At 42.1% G+C, this 19,943-nt stretch carries 15 protein-coding genes; 9 read left to right on the top strand and 6 right to left on the bottom strand.

Features of this window, described 5'->3' with window-relative positions:
* Positions 1 to 38 precede the first annotated feature (38 nt).
* Entirely contained in the window at positions 39 to 1,271 is a 1,233-nt protein-coding gene (locus IGI44_RS13615) for an MFS transporter (RefSeq protein ID WP_438788276.1), read from the top strand.
* Positions 1,272 to 1,474: 203 nt separating this feature from the next.
* On the opposite strand, the gene IGI44_RS13610 is transcribed toward IGI44_RS13615, so the two are convergent.
* From IGI44_RS13610 to IGI44_RS13600, 3 genes are all read right to left on the bottom strand, one after another.
* On the bottom strand, positions 1,475 to 2,521 hold the full coding sequence (locus tag IGI44_RS13610) for a galactitol-1-phosphate 5-dehydrogenase (RefSeq protein WP_438788275.1): 1,047 nt from the start codon (positions 2,519 to 2,521) through the stop codon (positions 1,475 to 1,477).
* 1 nt (position 2,522) lies between these two features.
* Entirely contained in the window at positions 2,523 to 3,569 is a 1,047-nt protein-coding gene (locus tag IGI44_RS13605; protein WP_438788274.1) for a zinc-dependent dehydrogenase, read from the bottom strand.
* 209 nt (positions 3,570 to 3,778) lie between these two features.
* Positions 3,779 to 4,648 carry a MurR/RpiR family transcriptional regulator gene (locus IGI44_RS13600; protein WP_438788273.1) on the bottom strand — a complete coding sequence of 290 codons (870 nt, stop codon included), beginning with the start codon at positions 4,646 to 4,648 and terminating at the stop codon, positions 3,779 to 3,781.
* A 231-nt stretch (positions 4,649 to 4,879) separates the two neighbouring features.
* Between IGI44_RS13600 and IGI44_RS13595 the strand changes: the two genes are divergently transcribed.
* From IGI44_RS13595 to IGI44_RS13575, 5 genes are all read left to right on the top strand, one after another.
* The gene (locus tag IGI44_RS13595) at positions 4,880 to 5,692 is read left to right on the top strand and encodes an SDR family oxidoreductase (RefSeq protein WP_438788272.1); all 813 of its coding nucleotides are present in this window, start codon (positions 4,880 to 4,882) and stop codon (positions 5,690 to 5,692) included.
* A gap of 65 nt (positions 5,693 to 5,757) precedes the next feature.
* Positions 5,758 to 7,245 (top strand): glycerol kinase GlpK, encoded by a 1,488-nt coding sequence (gene glpK, locus IGI44_RS13590; RefSeq protein ID WP_438788271.1) that lies wholly within the window; start codon positions 5,758 to 5,760, stop codon positions 7,243 to 7,245.
* Positions 7,246 to 7,274: 29 nt separating this feature from the next.
* A complete protein-coding gene (deoC, locus tag IGI44_RS13585; RefSeq protein ID WP_438788269.1) occupies positions 7,275 to 7,958 on the top strand; it encodes a deoxyribose-phosphate aldolase in 684 nt (227 codons plus the stop codon).
* A complete protein-coding gene (locus tag IGI44_RS13580) occupies positions 7,948 to 8,772 on the top strand; it encodes a Cof-type HAD-IIB family hydrolase (RefSeq protein WP_438788268.1) in 825 nt (274 codons plus the stop codon). Before deoC ends, IGI44_RS13580 begins: the two co-directional genes overlap by 11 nt.
* 4 nt (positions 8,773 to 8,776) lie before the next feature.
* Positions 8,777 to 9,844: a PTS fructose transporter subunit IIC gene (locus IGI44_RS13575; RefSeq protein ID WP_438788266.1), complete on the top strand. Its 1,068-nt coding sequence runs from the start codon at positions 8,777 to 8,779 to the stop codon at positions 9,842 to 9,844.
* A gap of 36 nt (positions 9,845 to 9,880) precedes the next feature.
* On the opposite strand, the gene IGI44_RS13570 is transcribed toward IGI44_RS13575, so the two are convergent.
* The gene (locus tag IGI44_RS13570) at positions 9,881 to 11,638 is read right to left on the bottom strand and encodes an ABC transporter ATP-binding protein (RefSeq protein ID WP_438788264.1); all 1,758 of its coding nucleotides are present in this window, start codon (positions 11,636 to 11,638) and stop codon (positions 9,881 to 9,883) included.
* Positions 11,635 to 13,359 carry an ABC transporter ATP-binding protein gene (locus tag IGI44_RS13565; RefSeq protein ID WP_438788263.1) on the bottom strand — a complete coding sequence of 575 codons (1,725 nt, stop codon included), beginning with the start codon at positions 13,357 to 13,359 and terminating at the stop codon, positions 11,635 to 11,637. Before IGI44_RS13565 ends, IGI44_RS13570 begins: the two co-directional genes overlap by 4 nt.
* A gap of 554 nt (positions 13,360 to 13,913) precedes the next feature.
* On the opposite strand from IGI44_RS13565, the gene IGI44_RS13560 reads away from it, so the two are divergent.
* Positions 13,914 to 15,005 carry a hypothetical protein gene (locus IGI44_RS13560; protein WP_438788262.1) on the top strand — a complete coding sequence of 364 codons (1,092 nt, stop codon included), beginning with the start codon at positions 13,914 to 13,916 and terminating at the stop codon, positions 15,003 to 15,005.
* 112 nt (positions 15,006 to 15,117) lie between these two features.
* Here the strand turns inward: IGI44_RS13560 and IGI44_RS13555 are convergent, their stop codons facing one another.
* Positions 15,118 to 16,656, bottom strand: coding sequence for a helix-turn-helix domain-containing protein (locus IGI44_RS13555; RefSeq protein ID WP_438788260.1), 1,539 nt, complete (start codon positions 16,654 to 16,656; stop codon positions 15,118 to 15,120).
* 458 nt (positions 16,657 to 17,114) lie between these two features.
* Here IGI44_RS13555 and IGI44_RS13550 point away from each other — a divergent pair, with 458 nt between their 5' ends.
* A complete protein-coding gene (locus IGI44_RS13550; RefSeq protein WP_438788259.1) occupies positions 17,115 to 17,894 on the top strand; it encodes a putative ABC transporter permease in 780 nt (259 codons plus the stop codon).
* Positions 17,895 to 18,088: 194 nt separating this feature from the next.
* Entirely contained in the window at positions 18,089 to 19,276 is a 1,188-nt protein-coding gene (locus IGI44_RS13545; RefSeq protein WP_438788258.1) for a 3D domain-containing protein, read from the top strand.
* Positions 19,277 to 19,943: the final 667 nt, after the last annotated feature.

Below are 19,943 nucleotides of genomic sequence, written 5' to 3'. Positions count from 1 at the left end.
CGAACTTCTTGTTTGTTCAAACGACAAACAAAGGAGCAATGATGGAAAAACAACAGTGGAGAAAAAAATATTTAACGATTTTATCTGGACAGACAGTCTCTTTGATTGGAAGTTCCGCCGTTCAGTTTGCCTTGATCTGGTGGCTGACCGATGAATCAAAATCGGCTATTATGCTGTCATTAGCCGGTTTATCTGCCTATCTGCCGCAACTATTCCTAGGACCATTTGTTGGTGTCTGGTTGGATCGGCTGAAGCGAAAATACGTGGTGATTGTCGCCGATTTATTTATGGGATTGGTAGCCCTGATTTTATCTTTATGGTTTCTATGGGGAAATCCTGGATATCTGGTTGTGATCGCGGCACTATTTTTACGGGCATTAGCGAATGTATTTCATACCCCTTCAATTCAAGCGATTGTACCGTTACTAGTACCAGAAGAAGAATTGGTGAAAGCCAATAGCTGGAATCAATTTTTACAGTCAGGGGCTTTTATGCTTGGTCCTGTAATTGGAGCAGCGATGTTTGCAATCATGCCGCTATGGTTGATTTTATTGACGGATTTGCTTGGTGCGTTGGCCGCTTGTCTAACTTTGTGGATTGTAGAAATACCGAATGTTCCTCGCAGCGAAGAGCGTATCCAGCATTATCTGGCAGAATTAAAAGCGGGTCTTAAGGTGTTCAAAGATGACCCGCCAATGCTGGTGGTAATGATCTTTTCATTTTTTATTATGGTCTTTTACCTGCCATTGGGCACGTTATTTCCGTTAATGACGAATGTTCATTTTGAATTATCTGCTTGGTTTGCCAGTGTCGTGGAGTTTTCCTATGCCGTTGGAATGATGATCAGTGCTTTCTTGATTGGCATGAAAAAGGAGTGGCGGGAAAAATTACTCGCTGCGCAGCTGTCCTGTGTCGGTTTAGCAATCACGTTTATCGGCAGCGGGCTAACGCCAGCGAATCAAAACGGCTACTGGATGTTTGTCTTTTTCTGTATTTTGATGGGTGGTGTAGGGAATTTATACAATATTCCATTTACTGCCTACTTACAAGAAACCGTACCAGCGGAAAAATTGGGCCGTGTCTTTTCGCTCTTTGGCAGCGTGATGTCAGGCGCCATGCCGATCGGATTGCTGCTGGCAGGTCCCGTTTCTGAAAAAATCGGAATTGCCAAGTGGTTTTTGATCTCAGGAGTGTTAACGCTGTTCTTTAGTCTTTTGTGCTTGGTGTTTTATCGCCGAGCGAAAATACGAAGCAACCAGCAAGCGAATTAATTCGCTTGCTTTTTTTTACTGTCTCTAACGTTGAATATTGGAGCGTAGCCAGTAACTGGTGATTATGCAGAAACGAGCAATCAAAAGGCCACGTCCGGTTCGTGAAGCGATTCTTGCAACCGCACAATCAATGATTGATTTAGGGATCGTCAAGAATTAACAAAAACTACGAATGATCAGGATACACGATCATTCGTAGTTTTTTATAGATTTAAGTCTACTAATACTTTATTAAAGGAGAATTCCCGATCCGCCATTTGCTGAATCGTTTTTGGCAATTCATCCAGTGTAATCGTATGGGTAATGAACGCGTTCATATCTAGTGACCCATTGCCAATGAAATCAATAATCGTTTGCCACTCCTGCCCGGGAAACGGCGCGGAGTAAGAATTCCATGACCCCGTCATCGTAATCTCGCCGCGAATGATGCGTTCAAAGGTCGCGGCTGGGAAGGTCACATCTTTGTGAGCTGTACCCAAAAGGAGAATTTTTCCGTGATTGCGAGTGATTTCTGCTGTTTGTACTTGCGTAAAAGGAACACCGGCAGTTTCGATGGCAATTTGGACGCCGCCGGTTAATTCGTTGATTTTTTCTGTCGCATTGACTTCGGCACTGTTAATCAAGATGGTGGCACCCAATTTCTTGGCGGTTTCCAGTTTTTCCTGTGCTAGATCCACAGCGATGATGCGTGTTGCGCCAAGTAATTTTGCTAAGCGAATGGCGAAGAGTCCAATCGTTCCGCAGCCTAATACAGCAACCGTATCGCCGGCTGTGATCTTGATCCGATTCAGGCCATGCAGAGTGACTGCGGCAGGTTCGATCAACGCGCCATATTTCAAAGGAACATGTTTAGGAAAGGGAATGACATTTTTTAGCGGGACTTTTAAGTATTGAGCGAACGCGCCATCATTTCGCGAGCCCATGAATTTATATCCGGTACATTGACCATAATTGCCTTGTTGGCAATTCTCGCAAGAAAAACATGGCTGCATCGGAGCAACGACGACAGGATTACCGACAGAGAAAGCTTCATGTTCACTGATTTTTTCGATCGTTCCCGAAAATTCATGACCAGGGATCGTGGGAAACGAATAGGTGCCGGTTTTCAAAATACGATCCAAGTCAGAACCACAGATTCCCGTATGGCTGATTTTAATGATCGCTTCCCCTTGATTAATTTGGTCGTCAAAATCTACTGATTCTACTCGAAGGTCTCCAGGTTGGTAAAGGATTGCTGCTTGCATCTTCATCTTACTCACCTGCTATCGTCAAATACGTCTTCATGCCTTCACCAGACTGAGCGAAAGCAAATGCGTCATTGATTTGTTCCAATGAGAAGGAGTGAGTAGCCAACTGCAGCAGATCCACCTTTTTTGAAGCCACGATATCTAATGATTCTTGATAATTTTCGATCGAAGAACCGGTTGTTCCTAGTACGAGTAATTCCTTATAATGAAGCAAATTAGTATTCAAAGTAACCAATTCCTTGCCCTTTGGCATACCGCCGAAGAAATTCACCCGACCATGAACAGCTGCGATTTCTAATGCTTGTTGTTGAACAGCAGGGACAGAGCAAGCAGTAATGACCACATCCGCGCCAGCCCCGTTAGTTTCTTCCATGACACGAGCATTCAAGTCTTCTTCTGAAGATAATACGGTGACATCTGCACCGATTTTTTTCATTTCTGTCAGTCGAGAAGCGGCAACATCGGCCACGATGATCTTTGTCGCACCGGCTAATTTATTGATTAACACGTGACAGGCGCCGATTGGACCCGCACCGATGATCACAACGGTATCGCCGGGTTTTGTATTCAGAGCCTTGTAGGAATTATAGGTACAAGAGAAGGGTTCGACTAAAGCTGCTTCTACATAAGAAAGATTTTCTGGAACCTTAAAAACATTGCCACGTTCAAGTGCTGCTTGCGGCACCTTCATGTATTCTTGAAAGCCGCCATCATAGCTGATTCCGAAAGCTTCATATTCAGAACAGAGTTGATTGTAGCCTTTCTTACACATCCGACAATGCCCACAGCCAACATTTGGCGCAACAGAGATCCGGTCGCCTAATGCAAAGTCCTTCACGTTTGCGCCAACTTCTACCACTTCGCCAGCCAACTCATGACCTAAAACCCGTTTTTGATCAATTTTAAAATGTCCAAATTTGAAAATCCGTAAATCAGTACCGCAGATCGAACCCACATGCACCTTGACCAATAATTCATTTTCATTAATAACGGGTTTCTCTACTTCTTCCACGTGAATATCCTGTGGGCCATAAAAGAAACTTGCTTTCATTTTAATTCCTCCTAAAATAAAATTTTATTCTATAGACCTAATATAAACCCGGAATTTAATTTTGTCAAACGGAAAAGCCAAAAGAATTTCGTTCTATAATAGATAAAAGCCGAACGCCTTTTTACTTTCATCAAGGAAAGTAAAAAGGGCATTCGGCTTTCTTTTAGTAAAGCAGATTAAAATAATACGTTAAGGCTGGGCTTGATTTTTTAACGCCGTGTCGACTTCAATGCCTCGTGGGTTTCTTCCAATGAGTGAATCGTTGAATCAAAATTGTCCAACCCATAACAAACATACAGAATATCGATCAGTAAAATTTGCGAGGTTTTCGAAGTTGTTGATTCCCAACTACGGGTCGATGGAGCATGCATCGGTGTTAACAGTGTTAAATCAGCAATCGTATGAATGGGGGACTTACTACTAGAAGTAATCGCTAGAGTAGCCGCCTTTTTTTTCTTGGCTACTTTTAAGCAATCCACCACACTCGCAGTCTTACCGGAATCACTGATGCCGATGAACAGATCATCTTCAGTCGCGGTCGCTGCTGAGATGGTCTGCATACTTGTGTCATTCCAAAGCACACACTTTTTCCCAGCACGTGAAAAACGCAGGGTTGCTTCATTAGCCGCAACATTCGAAGCACCTGTACAAACGAAATTCAGCGTCTTGGCTTTTTTAATCATTGCGACAGCTTCTTCGATTTGGCTGATTTGGATCAGGCTTTCTAGCTCTTTAATCCGTTGAATGTTTTGATAGATCACTTTTTTTATCGTCATCTCGGTGGAGTCCTCGCGCGAGATGTCATCATATAAAACTTCATTACTAGAATCATCCGAATGATTTTGTTGGGACAGCTCTTCAGCTAGACTGATTTTAAATTGGCTGAATTTTTCAAAACCGATTTCTTGGACAAATCGGGTGATCGAAGACTCAGCGACATCACATTCTTGAGCCAGCTTTTTCGTAGTAATTGTTTTGGCAATTTCAGGATTCTCGATGATATAAGTACACACGCGTTGCAGCGCAGGATTAAATGTAGGCTGTCGGGCAATCAATAGACTTAAAACACTCTGTTTCAAAGAAAGGCCTCCTAAAATAAAATTTTATTCAATTATATCATGAGTTGTGAAAAATTTCTTTGGGGAGGGATAAGACTTGATTTAGCAATGTCTATTGAAAAAGCTGGTGTGGTTTTATAGTGGGTCATTTTGTTATTGAAAAAAATTCTTTGCAAATTCCGTTGACTAGAATAAAATTTTATTCTATTATGTAGTCAAGTTAAGAAAATTAAATTTTAAGGAGCGATTTACATGAATAAGGTCTTAGATGGCAAGGTTGCAGTAATCACTGGCGGAGCTTCAGGAATTGGCGAAGCGATTGCTAAAAAGTTTTCTGAGAACGGTTGCAGATGTTTATTGGTAGATATTGATGCTGAGCGTTTAGCCACCGTTGCAAAAGAGGTGGAGGTAATGGGAAGTGAAACCCTCCCCGTTGTGGCAGATGTGGTAGATGAACAAGCCGTAATTGATTTCTTCAAACAGGCGTATGACAAATGGGGCAGTATTGACCTAGTCGTGAATAGTGCCGGCCGTGATTCATTGGCACCGCCGATTTCAGAAGTAACCATGGAAGAGTGGAATAAAACCATTGGGCCTAACATGACCGGCGTATTCCTCTGCTGCCGAGAAGCGTTCCGTTATATGGAAAAACAAGAATCTGGCGGCCGCATCATGAATATCGGTTCTTCCTCAGCTCGGATGGCCTCTTGTCCAGGACATAGTCCTTACCGCGCTTCAAAGCATGGTATGATGGGCTTGAGTAAGAATATTTTATTAGAAGGTGTGGGCAAAAATATCGGCGTGACGGTATTGAATCCTTCGCACGTGAAGACACCAATGACCGAAGTTATTGATTCTGGAATCTATGATGGCGATCTGGAAGCTTATACGGATGGCTGGTTGGATGAAAAAGAATTAAAAGAAGGCATCCACGCAAGCTGTATTGATGTTGAAAATGTTTCTGAGATTGCGCTATATGTCGCAACGCGTACCCCAGATGTGACTGTTCCATCAATTTCATTCTATCCAACACATAAAGCGCACCGCTATGGGATGGAAGTCTAATTAGTGAATGCAAGCTGTACTGATAATCATTAGGTGAATAGGAATTAATAGGAGGGAAACGAAGGATGCAAAAATATATGATGGCGTTTGATGCAGGAACGACAGGCTGTCGGACAATCATTTTTGATAAGACGGGGAAAGAAATTTCTTCGGCTTATCAGGAATTTTCGCAAATTTATCCGCAGCCAGGCTGGGTGGAGCATGATCCGCAGGAAATTTGGAATGCGCAATATGGCACCGCGTTACGAGCATTAAATCAAGCGAATATTGTGCCTGAGCAGATCGAAGGCATCGGAATCACGAATCAACGCGAAACCTGTGTAGTCTGGGATAAAATGACGGGCAAGCCGATTATGAACGCGCTTGTCTGGCAGGATCGTCGGACGGCAGATATTTGCGAAGAGCTGAAAGCGCAGGGGCATGAGGAGTATATTAAAGAAAATACAGGATTGATTATTGATGCGTATTTTTCTGGTACGAAGATCGCATGGATTTTGGATAATGTCGAGGGTGCCCGCGAACGTGCCGAAAACGGCGAATTGCTTTGTGGAACGATCGATTCTTGGCTGATTTGGAATTTAAGTGAAGGCGCAGTGCATGTCATTGATTATTCTAATGCTTCTAGGACGCAATTGTTCAACATCAAAGATATTCAGTGGGATGATCATTTGCTTGAGATCATCAAGGTACCAAAACAAATCCTCCCGCAGGCGATGCCATCCAGCAGTGTCTATGGCGTGACAGGGAAAAATATTTTCAATGGAGCTGAGATCAAAATTGCGGCTTCTGTCGGGGATCAACAGGGTGCCTTATTCGGCCAAGCTTGTTTCGATGCAGGGATGGTGAAAGCAACGTATGGTACAGGCGGTTCATTGATCATGAATACTGGCGAGAAAAGTATCAAATCAAAAAATGGTTTATTAACGACGATTGCTTGGGGGCTAGACGGCAAAGTCGAGTATGCCTTAGAAGGCTTATTGTATGTCGTTGGCGCTTCTGTTCAGTGGCTGCGGGATGAAATGCATCTCGTTTATGATTCCTGCGATACGGAATATTTAGCGGGAAAAGTACCTGATACCCATGGCGCCTATTTTGTTCCAGCCTTTACGGGTTTATCTGCGCCCTATTGGGATCAAAATGCTCGGGGAGCCATCATCGGTTTGACGCGTGGAGTGAATCGTAACCACATCATTCGCGCAACGTTAGAATCCATGGCTTATCAAATCAAAGATGTCGTGAATTGTATGGAAAGTGATTCAGGAATTAAGAATGTGGCGTTGAAGGTCGATGGCGGCGCGTGCAAAAATAATTTCGTGATGCAATTCCAAGCAGACCTATTAGATATTCCCGTAATGCGTCCAAAAGTTGTAGAGACGACCGCTCGTGGTGCGGCTTTCCTAGCAGGTCTAGCTGTGGGCTTTTGGAAAAACAAAGAAGAATTATTGGATACCTTTGAATTAGACGCGGAATTTACCCCGCAAATGACCGAAGAAACGCGAGAAAAATTATATGACGGCTGGAAACAAGCAGTTGGTTGTATATTGACTAAATAGATAATTAAAACAGGAGAGTGAAGATAAAAATGGTTAAGACATCTCAAGAGTTAGCGTTGTATTTTGATCATACGAATTTGAAAGCGTTTGCCACGGAAGTGGATTTTGCGAAGCTTTGTAAAGAGGCGGATGATTATGGCTTTAAAATGGTCGCCATCAATTCTTTTCCAGTAGCAACTTGTAAGGAAATTTTGAAAGACAGCCCGGTTCATGTCGGGGCGGCGATCTCGTTCCCGTTGGGACAAACAACGATTGCGGTGAAGGCGTATGAAACAGAGCAAGCCATTAAAGAAGGTGCGGACGAGATCGACTATGTCGTGAATGTTGGCAAAGTCAAAGAAGGAAACTTCGATTATATCAAAGAAGAAATGGAAACGATCGTGGCGATTTGCCGCAAAAATGATATTTTATCGAAGGTCATTTTTGAAAATTGCTATCTAACAAAGGACGAAATCAAAAAATTAGCGGAGATCGCATTAGAGGTTCTACCTGATTTTATCAAGACTTCGACTGGCTTTGGGACTGGCGGTGCTTTGCTGGAGGACGTCAAATTAATGAAATCAGTAGTCGGTGACAAAGTGAAGGTCAAAGCTTCTGGCGGAATCAAAACCTTAGAACAATGCTTAGCCTTGATCGAAGCCGGTGCCGAACGGATTGGCAGCTCCAGCAGTATCGCGATTGTCGAAGCCTTCAAAGAGACCTATGAAAAATAAGAGTCAATTTTTGGTGATGGATTTGGATGGAACGCTGTTGGATAGTTCGGAAGAAATTTCTGACGCGACCATTCAAGCGATCCGTCAAGCAAAGGCGTTAGGGGTGAAAACAGCAATCGCGACTGGTCGCATAGTTTCAGAAGCGCAATTTGCGATTGAGCTGGCTGGTGTCGAAGATTATTTGATTGAGATGAATGGTGCTAAAATCACGGATTTACGGACGCAGGAAGTTCTCTACGATCAACCAATGTCATCTAATTTTGCTGCAGACATCATTGATTATCTCGGTGAGGAATACGTGTATCAGCTATACACTGATCAGGGCGTTTTCTGCACAGAATACTCTTTTTCACGACTGGAGGATGCGGGGATGTCTAAGCACTATTTAGCGATGTTCGGGACGCAGATCCAGCAAGCAGATCGTGAAAGGCTGAAGTCATTACGGAGCTACAAATTTTTGGTGATTGAAAAGGATACTGAAAAAGAAGCAAGATTAGCAAAGAAAATCGCGACTATTCCGCAATTAACGTTCGTCAATAGTCTGCCAAACTATCACGAGGTAGTTCTGGCGGGGATGGATAAGCGGATCGCGTTAGAAAAATTAAGTCGGTTGTTAAACATCCCGCCTGAGAAAATGGTAGCCATAGGAGATAGTAATAACGATCGTGAAATGTTGAACTATGTGGGAGTTGGCGCTGTATTAGCTAATGGTAATCAACAGCTGAAGGAGGAAATCGGTGTGGTTTTTCCTTCAAATGATGAAGATGGTGTGAGACATGTAATTGAAGCAATGATTTTAAACAAACGGGGGTAAAAAAATGGAAGAAAAGCAATCGTTTTTTGATCACTTATTAGATGGACTGAACAAAATGATTCCTTTTGTTGTCGCTGGTGGGATTTTGATGGCGCTGGGTTTTGCCGTTTCAGGTGCGGGTGCCATGTCTTATCCTGAGGAAGGATTAGGAACGTTTGGGCAAGTCATCTATCAAATCGGGAACAAACATGCGATGGGGTTGATGTTTCTAATTGTTGGTGGCTTCATCGCCCAATCAGTCGGCGGCAGCAATGCTTTGCTTGCTGGAATGGTTGGCGGAAGTATCGCTTCTGTTAACGGCTCGACCTTCTTAGGCGCAGTGATCGGCGGCTTCTTTGCCGGCTATCTTGTGAAATACATGGAGAAGGTCGCGATTCCGAAATCACTAGAAACTGTCTATAATATCTTGTTATTACCGGTGATCAGTACCGCGGTGGTGGGACTCGTCAGTTATTATGTGATTGGAATTCCGGTAGCCTTTATTATGAATTCATTGACGAGTATCTTGGAAAGTATGCAAGGCGGAAATTTGATTTTGCTTTGTGCGATTTTAGGAGCCATGATGGCAGTCGACTTAGCCGGTCCGATTTTACGAGTGGCGTACTTCTTTGGCGTTGCTGCAGTAGTCGCAAATCCTGGTGTGCCGCAGGTCGTGATGGCAGCGGTAATTGTAGGCGGTATGATTCCGCCGCTAGGGATGGCTTTAGCCTCAACGATCCAAAAGAAAAAATTCACCCAAGAGGAACAGGAAGCAGGAAAAGCAGCGTGGATTTTAGGTTTGTCGTTGATTAGTGAGGGAGTAATTCCTTTTGCCATTCGTGATCCGAAACGAGTGATTCCAGCCTGTGCGATTGGTTCGGCTGTCGCCGGTGCGGTCATCGCCTATTTCAATACTGGAACGACCGTAGTTCATGGCGGGATCTTTATCCTGCCGATTCCTGGAGCGGTTCAAAATCCGCTAGGCTATGTTCTTGGCGTCGTCATTGGCACGATTGTCGCAGCGGGACTTGCCTTGATTCTTAAACGCGATGTGCCTGTTGAAACAGTAGAAAAATTGACTGAAGAAGCTTAAAAATACCGCTGCGATCGTGATTCGCAGCGGTATTTTTTAACTCTGAGAAAACTGAGCTTGATACAATTTCTTATAAAAACCATCTTTTTGCAATAACTCTTGATGACTGCCGATCTCGACGATTTGTCCATGATCCAGCACGAGAATCTGATCCGCATTTTGAATCGTTGACAGACGATGGGCGATCACAAAGCTGGTATGGTTCTTCATCATAGCAAGAAAGGCGCTTTGGATTTTCTGTTCAGTCAAGGTATCCACAGAACTGGTTGCTTCATCAAGGATTAACATGGATGGTTGGCTGATCATCGTGCGAGCGATCGTCAACAATTGACGCTGCCCATCGGAAAGCTTAATGCCTGCTTCGCCTACAATCGTATCTAGTTTATCAGGCAAGCGCATCACGAAATCATACATATAGGCATCATTCAATGCCCCATAGATTTCTTCATCTGTTGCTGATTTACGGCCATACCGCAGATTGGCACGTAAACTACTATCCATCAGCCAGGTTTCTTGTAAAACCATCCCGAATTGCTGGCGCAAGCTGTCGCGGGTCAAATGGCGGATATCTGTTCCATCAATCGTGATCGTTCCCTTATCCACTTCGTAAAAACGCATTAGGAGATTGACGAGCGTTGATTTTCCAGCACCGGTTTTTCCAACGATAGCGATGGTTTCCCCAGGTTCGACGGTCAAATTGAAATCTTCGATCAAGTGTTGATCTTTTTGGTAAGCAAAATCAACATGATCGAAAACGACGTTTCCCTTAGCTTCGGTCAGAGTCATTGCATCTGGATCATCGGCTTGTTCAACCGGTTCCTTCAATAATTCAAAGGAACGGTCAAGACCGGCGATTGCGGTTTGAATCTGAATCGTGATTCCCGATAATTCAATGAAGGGTTTGGTAAACTGACTGGAATAAATCGTGAAGCTGGAGATGATCCCAATCGTTACGCCACTATCGGTTCTTAAGGCTAATAGACCACCTACAAGTCCTACCATCAAATAAGCCAGATGATCGACAAAGCGAGAAGAAGGATTGGTCAAGGAAGACGCAAATTGTGCTTTTTGTCCCCGGACATACAGTTCCTGATTCAACGCTTCAAAGTTCGTTTGATTTTGGTTTTCTCGTTGGAACGCTTTGACGATTTTTTGATTCCCCACCATTTCGGTGATAAAACCAGAGATCGAACCAACGAGTTGCTGTTGACTCGTGAAATATTGCTGCGAAGTACGAGCCACGATATAGGTAATCAAAAAGATGATCGGCGTTGCCACTAACACAACGAGTGTCAGCATTGGACTAAGATACAGCATAAAGACTAAAGCAACTAAGACGACCGTCATACCTGAGAAGACCTGATTGAAGACGGCGGAGATAGCGGTAGAGATATTATCCATGTCATTGGTAAAGCGGCTGACGATATCGCCCTTTGAGCTTTGATCGTAATAGCTTAACGGCAGCTTGTTCAAATGAGTGAAGGTTTCTTCCCTTAATTTTGCAACTGAATCAAAGGCCACCGTGTTGCCCAAGCGTTGGATAAAATATTGACTAACGACTGTCACTAAAAAGATGCCGACAAATAATTGAAGAATCTGGAAGAGACGGGTGAAGTCAACTGCTCCTTGATTCACCATCTGATCGACAGCGACCCCAATATAATAGGTCATTAACACCGAAGTGATCCCGCTGGCGATCCCTAGAATAATCGCGGCGATCAATTCCTTCGGATAAGCAGCCAAGTAGGGAATGAACAATTTTAATGAACGGAAGAAATTCTTTTTCTTGATCATTGAACAGCGCCTCCTTCTGCTTGAGAGTTGACCAGTTCTTGATACAGCTTGGATTCTTGCAGCAGGACTTCATGTTTTCCTTGTGCAACGATTTGTCCATTGTCCATCAACAAAATCGTTTCCGCTTCTTGGATCGAACGTAGTCTTTGAGAAATAATAATCACGCCGCAGTCTAAGTCACGCTTCAACGCCTGACGCAAATCTAAATCAGTCTGATAATCCAGTGCAGATAAGGAATCATCTAAAATCAACAATTTTGGTTTGCGAATCAATGCGCGGGCGATTGTTAGCCGTTGCCGTTGACCACCAGAGAAGTTTTTCCCATTTTCCAAAATCATGGTATCTAGACCCTTCGGCAAGGTTTCAACAAACTCACTGGCTTGGGCAATGGCTAAAGCCTCCCAACAGTCTTCGTCCGTTGCATTTGGCTTGCCCCATTGGAGATTTTCCCGAATCGTTCCGCTGAATAGGACCGCTGTTTGTGGAACGAGCGCAATTTCAGAACGTAGTTGCTCCAGCGCCCAGTCTTTGACGTTGCTTCCGGCAAAGCTGACGGTTCCTTCTGACGCATCATAAAAACGAGGAATCAAACTAATCAGTGTCGATTTTCCACTACCAGTGGCACCAGTAATACCGAGAATTTTATTTTCCTGTAAGGTAAAAGAAACATCCTGTAAAGCCAAGCCAGATTTTTCTGTATAGCGGAAATCAACATGCTCAAAAGCGATTAATGGCGCTTGCTCATCGGCTGTTTGAATCGTACCGTCATCTATTAGGGTAGTATCCGTCGCAAAAACTTCATTGATTCGGTTGGCAGAGGCTGCCGCACGTGTAAATAATACGACTAGGTTAGAAACGACGATCAAGGCCAAAAGCATTTGATTCATGTAATTGATCAGGGCAAGCACCTGACCTTGTTCTAAATGACCAACATTGACTTTAAAACCGCCAAAATAAAGCAGCGCCACCACGCCTGCATTCATGATCAACGTCGTACTAGGTGAGAGTAGCGCTGAAATATTCGCCACTCGCTGATTTAAACGAGAAATTTCTTCTGTTTCTTCATTAAAATGAGCCGTTTCGGTCTTTGTTCGAGCAAAAGCCCGAATCACACGGACGCCGCTCAAATTCTGAGTCACCAATTGATTCAACTGATCCAGCTTTTGCTGGATATTTTTGTATAAGGGTACCGAATAATGAATGATTAAAAAGAGAATCAAACAGAAAAGCGGCAACAGGATCAAGAAGATCACACCCATTTGCCAATCAATGTAAAATGCCATGATGACCGAACCGATACTTAAAAATGGTGCACGAACAACCAAGCGAATCAGCATCGCTAAAGCGCCTTGCATTTGATTGATATCATTGGTCATCCGTGTGATTAGCGTATCTGTGCCGAAGCGGTTCAGCTCCTTATGGGAGAAGCTGTTGATTTTCTCCATCAACCGATTTCGCAAAACAGTCCCAAAGCCTTGGGAAGCAATCGAGGCATAATACTGACAAACTAAGGCACAGAGCAATCCAACAATGGACAGTCCCAACATGGCGACAGCCATCTCAATGACCTTGCCTTGATCGTGACGAGCGATCCCTTCGTCGACTAATCGCGCCATAAACAAGGGGAGGATCAGTTCGAAGACCGCCTCTAAAAATTTGAAAAAAGGGCCAAGGATAATTTGCTTTCGATAATCTTTGGCGTAACGTAAAAGCTGAAACATGCAAGTTCCTCCAATATATAAAGTAAATAATCTGCAAAATAGGATCGCTTCTATTGTATCGTACTTGTCAAACAAGTCCGAAGAATATACTTAGAAACGCAGAAAGAGGACAAAAAAAATGATAGAAAATTCGGTCGCTTCTCCTGTTTGAGGATGACGGCAAACTAAAAATTGGATCGAAATGACTCGATTTTAAAGTGGTGACTACTTTAATTTTTTATCTCAATTAGGAATAGAACTAGTGGGTTTGAGGCGTTGATTTCATTTAAAAAAATTTTTTTTTGAAGGGCTCAATGGTGATTCACAAACACTAATCCAACTATCTTTAGAATCGTATTCTGTCTTTCGTTGTTTTTTTAACTGGATAAATGCTTGCTTTAGAAGTGATATGGGAAGTTGCATTTGTGGTTTTAATTACTTTATAAAAGTACAAAGAAAAAGAATTTGAGTTTTTTTCTTTAGAGAATCGTTAAATTTTAGGATCGCTATTTTTTCCTTCTAGCGGTATGATTTTTTTGAGAAAACGCATACACATTTGGAGGGAGCAAACGACCATGAAAACAATTGAGCAGAAAAAACCGCTATTGCAGAGAAATTTGTTCGGCATGAAAAGAACGACACTTGAAGCTAAACTAATGAGCTATTTTGAATTTTCTCAAGATGTCACGACATTCATTAAATATCTGGTGATTGTTATGGTTCGAAATTCACTTGTCGTAAGCGACTATTCATTTTTATGTCAAGAGTTAGTGTGTGATCTGTTCCTAACGGCGGAGCCTAGTGATGTACTTCGTGAGTACTGCGCCTATTTTAAGGATTATTTCAAGAAAAGCGGGGATTGGGACAAGGTGGTCCACCGTTTGTTTGCCGATAAAAAAGACTATTACCGTTCAACCGAGGAAGCGCGCTCGAATAAACGGCTTATGGATACTAAGGGAACAGAAGCAGCTGAGAATCCAGATCTGACCCTTCGAATTGTCTCTACGTTTGAAGATGCCTCAGGTAAAAAGCATAGCTTGACGATTGCCGATGCAGACGAAACACGATCAAAAGCTGAACTCGATAACATTTTAGCAATCCTGACAACGATCCCCCTCTTTAAAACCGTTGACGGTGTAAGACGCTTTGCAAAACTCGTCCAGGCAAAGCGCCCAGGAACGAAAGAAACGCTGAAAGAAGTTGAGCAGCAAGAAGAGACGCAATGTCCAGAACCAGAGGTACAAGAAGCGAAAACGATTGAAATCGTTGCCCCAGAAGGCGTTGATCCTAGTATGCTGAATGAACAAGAAGTGTTGACGTTGGTCCGCGTAGGGCATCCAGATGTAGTTAGTTTAGAAAATGTGCGTGTTGTTTTTACCGAACAGGAGTCAGAGGAACAAATGAATGACTTGCTAGAACCCCAGGAGCCGCCGCATGTTCCTACGCTAGGGATGGATAACCAGCAAGTATTATCAAGTGAGCCCGTGGCAGTGGACGATTCGCTCGCCGTTTCTGATCCTCCGACTGCAAAACAGCAGAAACCCAAAAAACGAAAAATCCTTACACACAAAGAGGCATATGTTCAATCAGTGATTCAGAACGGCTCTAAGAAAACAAATACGAGTAAACGGAAAGGCAGCGGAAATAAAAAGAAGAAAAGAAAGTAAAGTGTCTATTTCTTATACAGGTATAGCTATCCGCTTTTCATTCAGCATCATAAAGAGGGCTCTTTCTCAAGTTTCGATAGAGTCCAAACTCGAGAAAGAACCAAAAATTCGTTTATTCTTTTGTCGTCTCCTCATTTTTTCCTTGTTCGTACTGGTTGGATAGCTCACTAATGGTTTCTTGAATGAACTGTCTGCTTTGACTAGTTATAAATGGGTCAATGACGATAACGGGGTACTCTTTTGGCAGCCCTACTGAAGAACCTGTCGTGATTAAGCAATCATACTTATTCAGTTCTTCTTTTAAATTAGGCAAGCCGCCGGATAGTTTTTCAAAATGGGTGATCGTGAAGTTTCCATAGACACTCTCGGAAATCTGTTTTGCTAAAAAGCTTTCTTCCGTTGGAGATAAATCTGACAATAGAAGGATCTTTAATGGATGATCCTGACTGGCTAACCAGTCCATGCTATTTACTTCCGTTGTGATCAACAAATACATATAATTCAGGATGAAGTCTTCTTCTTGATACATGTTGTATTTGGTTACAAAACGTTCGACTAGTTCTCGAACCTTTTGAATTCCACGACCGTACACCTTTGAAGCTTGCTCTACGAAGACAGAACGATTGCGCCATAATACGCCTAAAAACTTTCCGTTTGGATTACATAAATAGAAATCGTTGCATAGAACGGTCGCTATGTCTAAACGATTCAAGTTGCTGAGGCGATTTCCCAGCAGGTGATCAAACTCTACAGTCAAAGCATAATGCTGCATAAATAATCTTCGGTACTTAGGATTATCCAACAGCGCGACTTCGCGATGAAGCAAGCTAAATACAATGGCATCTGAAAAGGTCAGCCAGAGAGTGTCTCGAACCATCTCTAAGCTTAGCTCTAATCCCACGCCTTCTTTAACGGCCTGCTTCAATTTTTTATAGGGAAACCCTGTTGGTAGCAAAATGGCATTCGTTCGTAATTCTTCTTTAGGAAACGGATGGCCACTTTTTATCCGCCAAAAACTAATATACATGTTGTAAATCAAGCGCTTCTCATACACATACTTTTCATGAATGCAGTTCATATCAATAAATTCTCGAACATACTTTTCGATCGTGTGGTAGTGATCAGTGGGCAGTTTAGGAAGCGTACTTTCAAAGGCGCTCTGCCGTTCTGTGTAAAAGCGGTAATAGAAATTACGAATCTCACTTTCGTTTCCTTCGATTCGCAGTGGACGGTAACAAAGCTGCATCCCAGCTTCTGTCAAAGTGGTTTCAATTTTTTTTAAATAGCGTTGAGTATTTGAGGAGCTTAGATATAGTTTCTTCGAGAGTGCGGTAATATTTTCGCATTCTTCGTATAAAAGTTCTTCGATGATTTGAAATTCAGGACAGGCATTCAAAAAATCTGCGTAGATACTACCCAGACTGATCGACTTATCCATCACAATTCGAAATAAGCCTTTAGTTTTAATAATTTGGAGGACGTCTGGTTTCTCAGAATTGATCAAATCAATATCATTCAATAGGATGGGCAGGGAACAGTTCAGCATGCTTAATAATTGGTCGCTGGATAGACCATCTCGTCGATAATACAAATATTCCAATAGCAACAAGCGCCGTTTATTGCTGGTTCCTAAAGTTGTGCGAAAATCCATCGTCATTCCCTCCTATTTTTTTGAAGTAAGTGTCTGAGCTGTACCATTCTTCTGAATGAAATACGGTCTTTTTTGCAAAAATAATAAATCTATAATTTTTTATTTGGCGAAAGTGACGCTGGATCAAATAAATTCAAAGATATAGCTATTTTGTCATCGTGAATAAAACGTTTTCTATATAAAAATGATAAAGGGAGAAAGCGCTAAAAACAAGTCTTAATTGTGAATATGCTAAAAAAATAATTCCTTTTTAATGTGATTACGACGCTGTTATGGATAAGGTGATCTGTCTTTTTTGTCTAAAATGATGGGTGATTCGCTCATTTTGGATTCCCAATTTAAATAGAAGCTTTTAGTTACCTATTTGAGCTGCTACTCAAGTACTACCCATGAAACTAGCATTTTCTCACCATCCATGGAATAATGAAAACCAAGCATTCATTTAATGGAGGAAAAAAATGGAAAAAATAGTTACAATCGTCGTGCTCTTATTTTTTTGCTATTCATTTATCGGTTGGTTATGGGAGACGATCTATTGCTCGATCAAAGCCAAACATTTTGTGTACCGCGGCTTCTTATTAGGACCAATCACACCTATTTATGGTTTTGGTGTTGTTGGCGTGCTTTATTTGATCGAACCGTATCAGCAGAATATCGTGTTGCTGTTTTTCTTAGCGCTGATTCTTGTGACCGCGTTGGAATATCTTACGAGCTTTTTATTGGAGAAAATCTTCCATCTGACATTATGGGATTATAAAGAGGTTCCCTTGAATATCAATGGACGAGTCGCCGTACCAGTCTCTATCTTTTGGGGAATTGCTTGTGTGTTTATTGTTCGCGTTTTGAACCCCTATTTAATGAATTTAGTTACCGGCTGGCAGCAACGTTTCGGAATTTTTCTGCCAATGCTTCTATTAATGGTAATAAGTTTTGACTTAGGCTTTACGTTGGCAAACTTAGCGTCATTACGTCAGGCGTTAAACAAGATAAGTGCTACGATCCAAGACAAAAAGGAGCAGCTGCAAACAGATCTTGGAGAATTGAAGATCGCAGCAGAAGAACGTCGTCAAGGCTGGATAAACGAAATCAAAGAACAACCAGAATGGCGTAAACAGCTTCCAAAGCTGAATTTCCAAGAGCGTCGTTTCTTAAATAGCTTTCCCAATATGAAATCGAAAGAAATAAAAAGTCCTTTAGCTGAGATTCGACAGTTATCTAAAGAGCTTCGAAAAAAATAATATTACAAAAATATGACAAATAATTAGTCCTTTCAACGCTTGAAGGGACTATCTTTTTTGTGAAATTTGACAAAAATAAAACGAATGTTACTAAAACACGCGTCATTTTGTAATGAAATGTAATGTTAGTGAAACAAAAAGTCCGTCTTTTTTTCGTATAATAACTGAGGGTAAATAGAAAGGTGGACTTTTAAGTGAGAAAGCAAACGTTTGGGTTCGTTGCCACGCTATTGTTGGGTGCTAACGTACTTTTACCAGTCTTTGCACAGGCAGAGTCACTGAATGATTTAGATAAGAAAGAATCCGCAATCGCACGTCAAAGCGACAAGATTAGCGGAGAATTACAAATCGCACTGAATGATGTGAATGAAAAATACCAAGAGGTTAATACCATTCGCTCGAAAATCAGTGAAAACGAAGCAACTTTGGAGAAAACAAAAACAGAGATTGCAGAAACAGAGAAGAAGATTGAACAACGGAAAGAAGCGATTGCTGAACGGATGAAAACCGCTCAAGTCAATGGCACGACAGATCGTTCGATCAATGCATTATTAGAATCAAAGGATCTTGGTGAGTTTTTGAATCGCGCCTTTGCGATGTCTGTCATCCAAAACGCAGAGAAAACAAAAGTTGCCAGTCTCGGTGAAGCCAAGGATAAATTGACTGAGCTGAAGGCAACACAAGAAAAAACACAAGCCCAATTAAAACAAGATAGTCAAAGCCTTGAAGCTGAGAGTGCTAAGTTAGATAATAAAATGGCGAACTTAAAACAAGAGTTAGCCGATAACAAAACCAGCTTAGAAAAAATCAGTCAAGATAAAGAAGTAGAAAAAGCGCGCCAAGCTGCTGAAAAGGCGCAAGCAGAAAAAGCGGAAAAAGAAGCGAAGGCAGCAGAGGCTGCTAAAGCGGCAGAAGCTGAGAAAGCGTCAAAAGCAGCTGCTCAGGCGCAACAAAAAGCGCAAGCAGAAGCGGCAACGCAGGCTTCTACACAAGCAGCAAAATCTGCAGCGTCTTCTTCAAGTTCACAAACAACTCAAACAAGTGAACAACCAAAACAAGTACCAGCTGCACCAGCCCCAAGCACACCAACGACATCAGGTCGCACGATGCAAATGGAATCAACAGGCTATTCATGTGCAGAGTCAGTAAATACCTTCTTTACAGCGATGGGGATCGACCTACGTCAAAATCCACAGGTTGTCGCTGTTGATCCAAGCGTCATTCCATTAGGATCAATGGTAGAGGTATCCGGATATGGAATCGCGATTGCTGGAGATACCGGTGGTGCCATCAAGGGAAACATCATTGATGTTCATTTCCCAACCGTTGAACAGTGTATTCAATGGGGACGCCGTTCAGTCACAGTTACAGTTATTAGTTAAAAACGTCAAGAGCTCTATGAAATCAACAGATTTCATAGAGCTCTTTTTAGCAATATCGCGAAAAGGGGAGGGACTCTTTCTGGCAGTAGAACGATAGCCGATTAGCTTGACGCTCAATCATGCTGGGAGAAAAAGATTATCTGGTAGTTCAGGATACTACTGCGTTTGTAGGGAATTTGAGAAGGAGGACTTCTAAATGTCCAGTGTTAAGAAACTAGAAGAACATCCGAGTTGTTTTTACAAACGCTATTTACGAGTCGGCGTTTGTTCATGAAAAGGGCTTCTGAGTTAGCGCGATTAAATAGAGAAGAGCGATTTAAAAATCAAGGAGGATGCTTACGAAGATAATTTAATAAATGAAATTGTTGAAAACAATAAGAGGAACGATTTGTTTTCACTCATGTTTCATATTATCAATTAGAGAAGAATGGTATCAATAACCGACTATATTGAATCAGAAATGTTTCAAAAGGAAGAAGAAATAGGTACTCAGCAACTCACAATCATCTTTTGGTTTGTCAAAGAAATAATTGAGTAATCCAGTTAGTAAAACATTACACCTGTTATGAAACTTTCTAGACAGGAAACTCAATAAAGCCTGTATTACTTAGAATCATTCCATTTAACCATGTATACCTCATTTTAGATAAATATCAATTTTAGTTAT

This window comes from Enterococcus sp. DIV0756, from assembly GCF_051710745.1.
Lineage (GTDB): Bacteria > Bacillota > Bacilli > Lactobacillales > Enterococcaceae > Enterococcus_A.
This window is presented reverse-complemented; position numbering and strand designations above follow the sequence as displayed.

What these genes read in the sequence shown, in the direction of transcription:
- IGI44_RS13615 (WP_438788276.1), top strand. Translation starts at nt 39, where the DNA reads ATGATGGAAAAACAACAGTGGAGAAAAAAATATTTAACGATTTTATCT.
- IGI44_RS13610 (WP_438788275.1), bottom strand. Translation starts at nt 2,521, where the DNA reads ATGAAGATGCAAGCAGCAATCCTTTACCAACCTGGAGACCTTCGAGTA.
- IGI44_RS13605 (WP_438788274.1), bottom strand. Translation starts at nt 3,569, where the DNA reads ATGAAAGCAAGTTTCTTTTATGGCCCACAGGATATTCACGTGGAAGAA.
- IGI44_RS13595 (WP_438788272.1), top strand. Translation starts at nt 4,880, where the DNA reads ATGAATAAGGTCTTAGATGGCAAGGTTGCAGTAATCACTGGCGGAGCT.
- glpK (WP_438788271.1), top strand. Translation starts at nt 5,758, where the DNA reads ATGCAAAAATATATGATGGCGTTTGATGCAGGAACGACAGGCTGTCGG.
- deoC (WP_438788269.1), top strand. Translation starts at nt 7,275, where the DNA reads ATGGTTAAGACATCTCAAGAGTTAGCGTTGTATTTTGATCATACGAAT.
- IGI44_RS13580 (WP_438788268.1), top strand. Translation starts at nt 7,948, where the DNA reads ATGAAAAATAAGAGTCAATTTTTGGTGATGGATTTGGATGGAACGCTG.
- IGI44_RS13575 (WP_438788266.1), top strand. Translation starts at nt 8,777, where the DNA reads ATGGAAGAAAAGCAATCGTTTTTTGATCACTTATTAGATGGACTGAAC.
- IGI44_RS13570 (WP_438788264.1), bottom strand. Translation starts at nt 11,638, where the DNA reads ATGATCAAGAAAAAGAATTTCTTCCGTTCATTAAAATTGTTCATTCCC.
- IGI44_RS13565 (WP_438788263.1), bottom strand. Translation starts at nt 13,359, where the DNA reads ATGTTTCAGCTTTTACGTTACGCCAAAGATTATCGAAAGCAAATTATC.
- IGI44_RS13560 (WP_438788262.1), top strand. Translation starts at nt 13,914, where the DNA reads ATGAAAACAATTGAGCAGAAAAAACCGCTATTGCAGAGAAATTTGTTC.
- IGI44_RS13555 (WP_438788260.1), bottom strand. Translation starts at nt 16,656, where the DNA reads ATGGATTTTCGCACAACTTTAGGAACCAGCAATAAACGGCGCTTGTTG.
- IGI44_RS13550 (WP_438788259.1), top strand. Translation starts at nt 17,115, where the DNA reads ATGGAAAAAATAGTTACAATCGTCGTGCTCTTATTTTTTTGCTATTCA.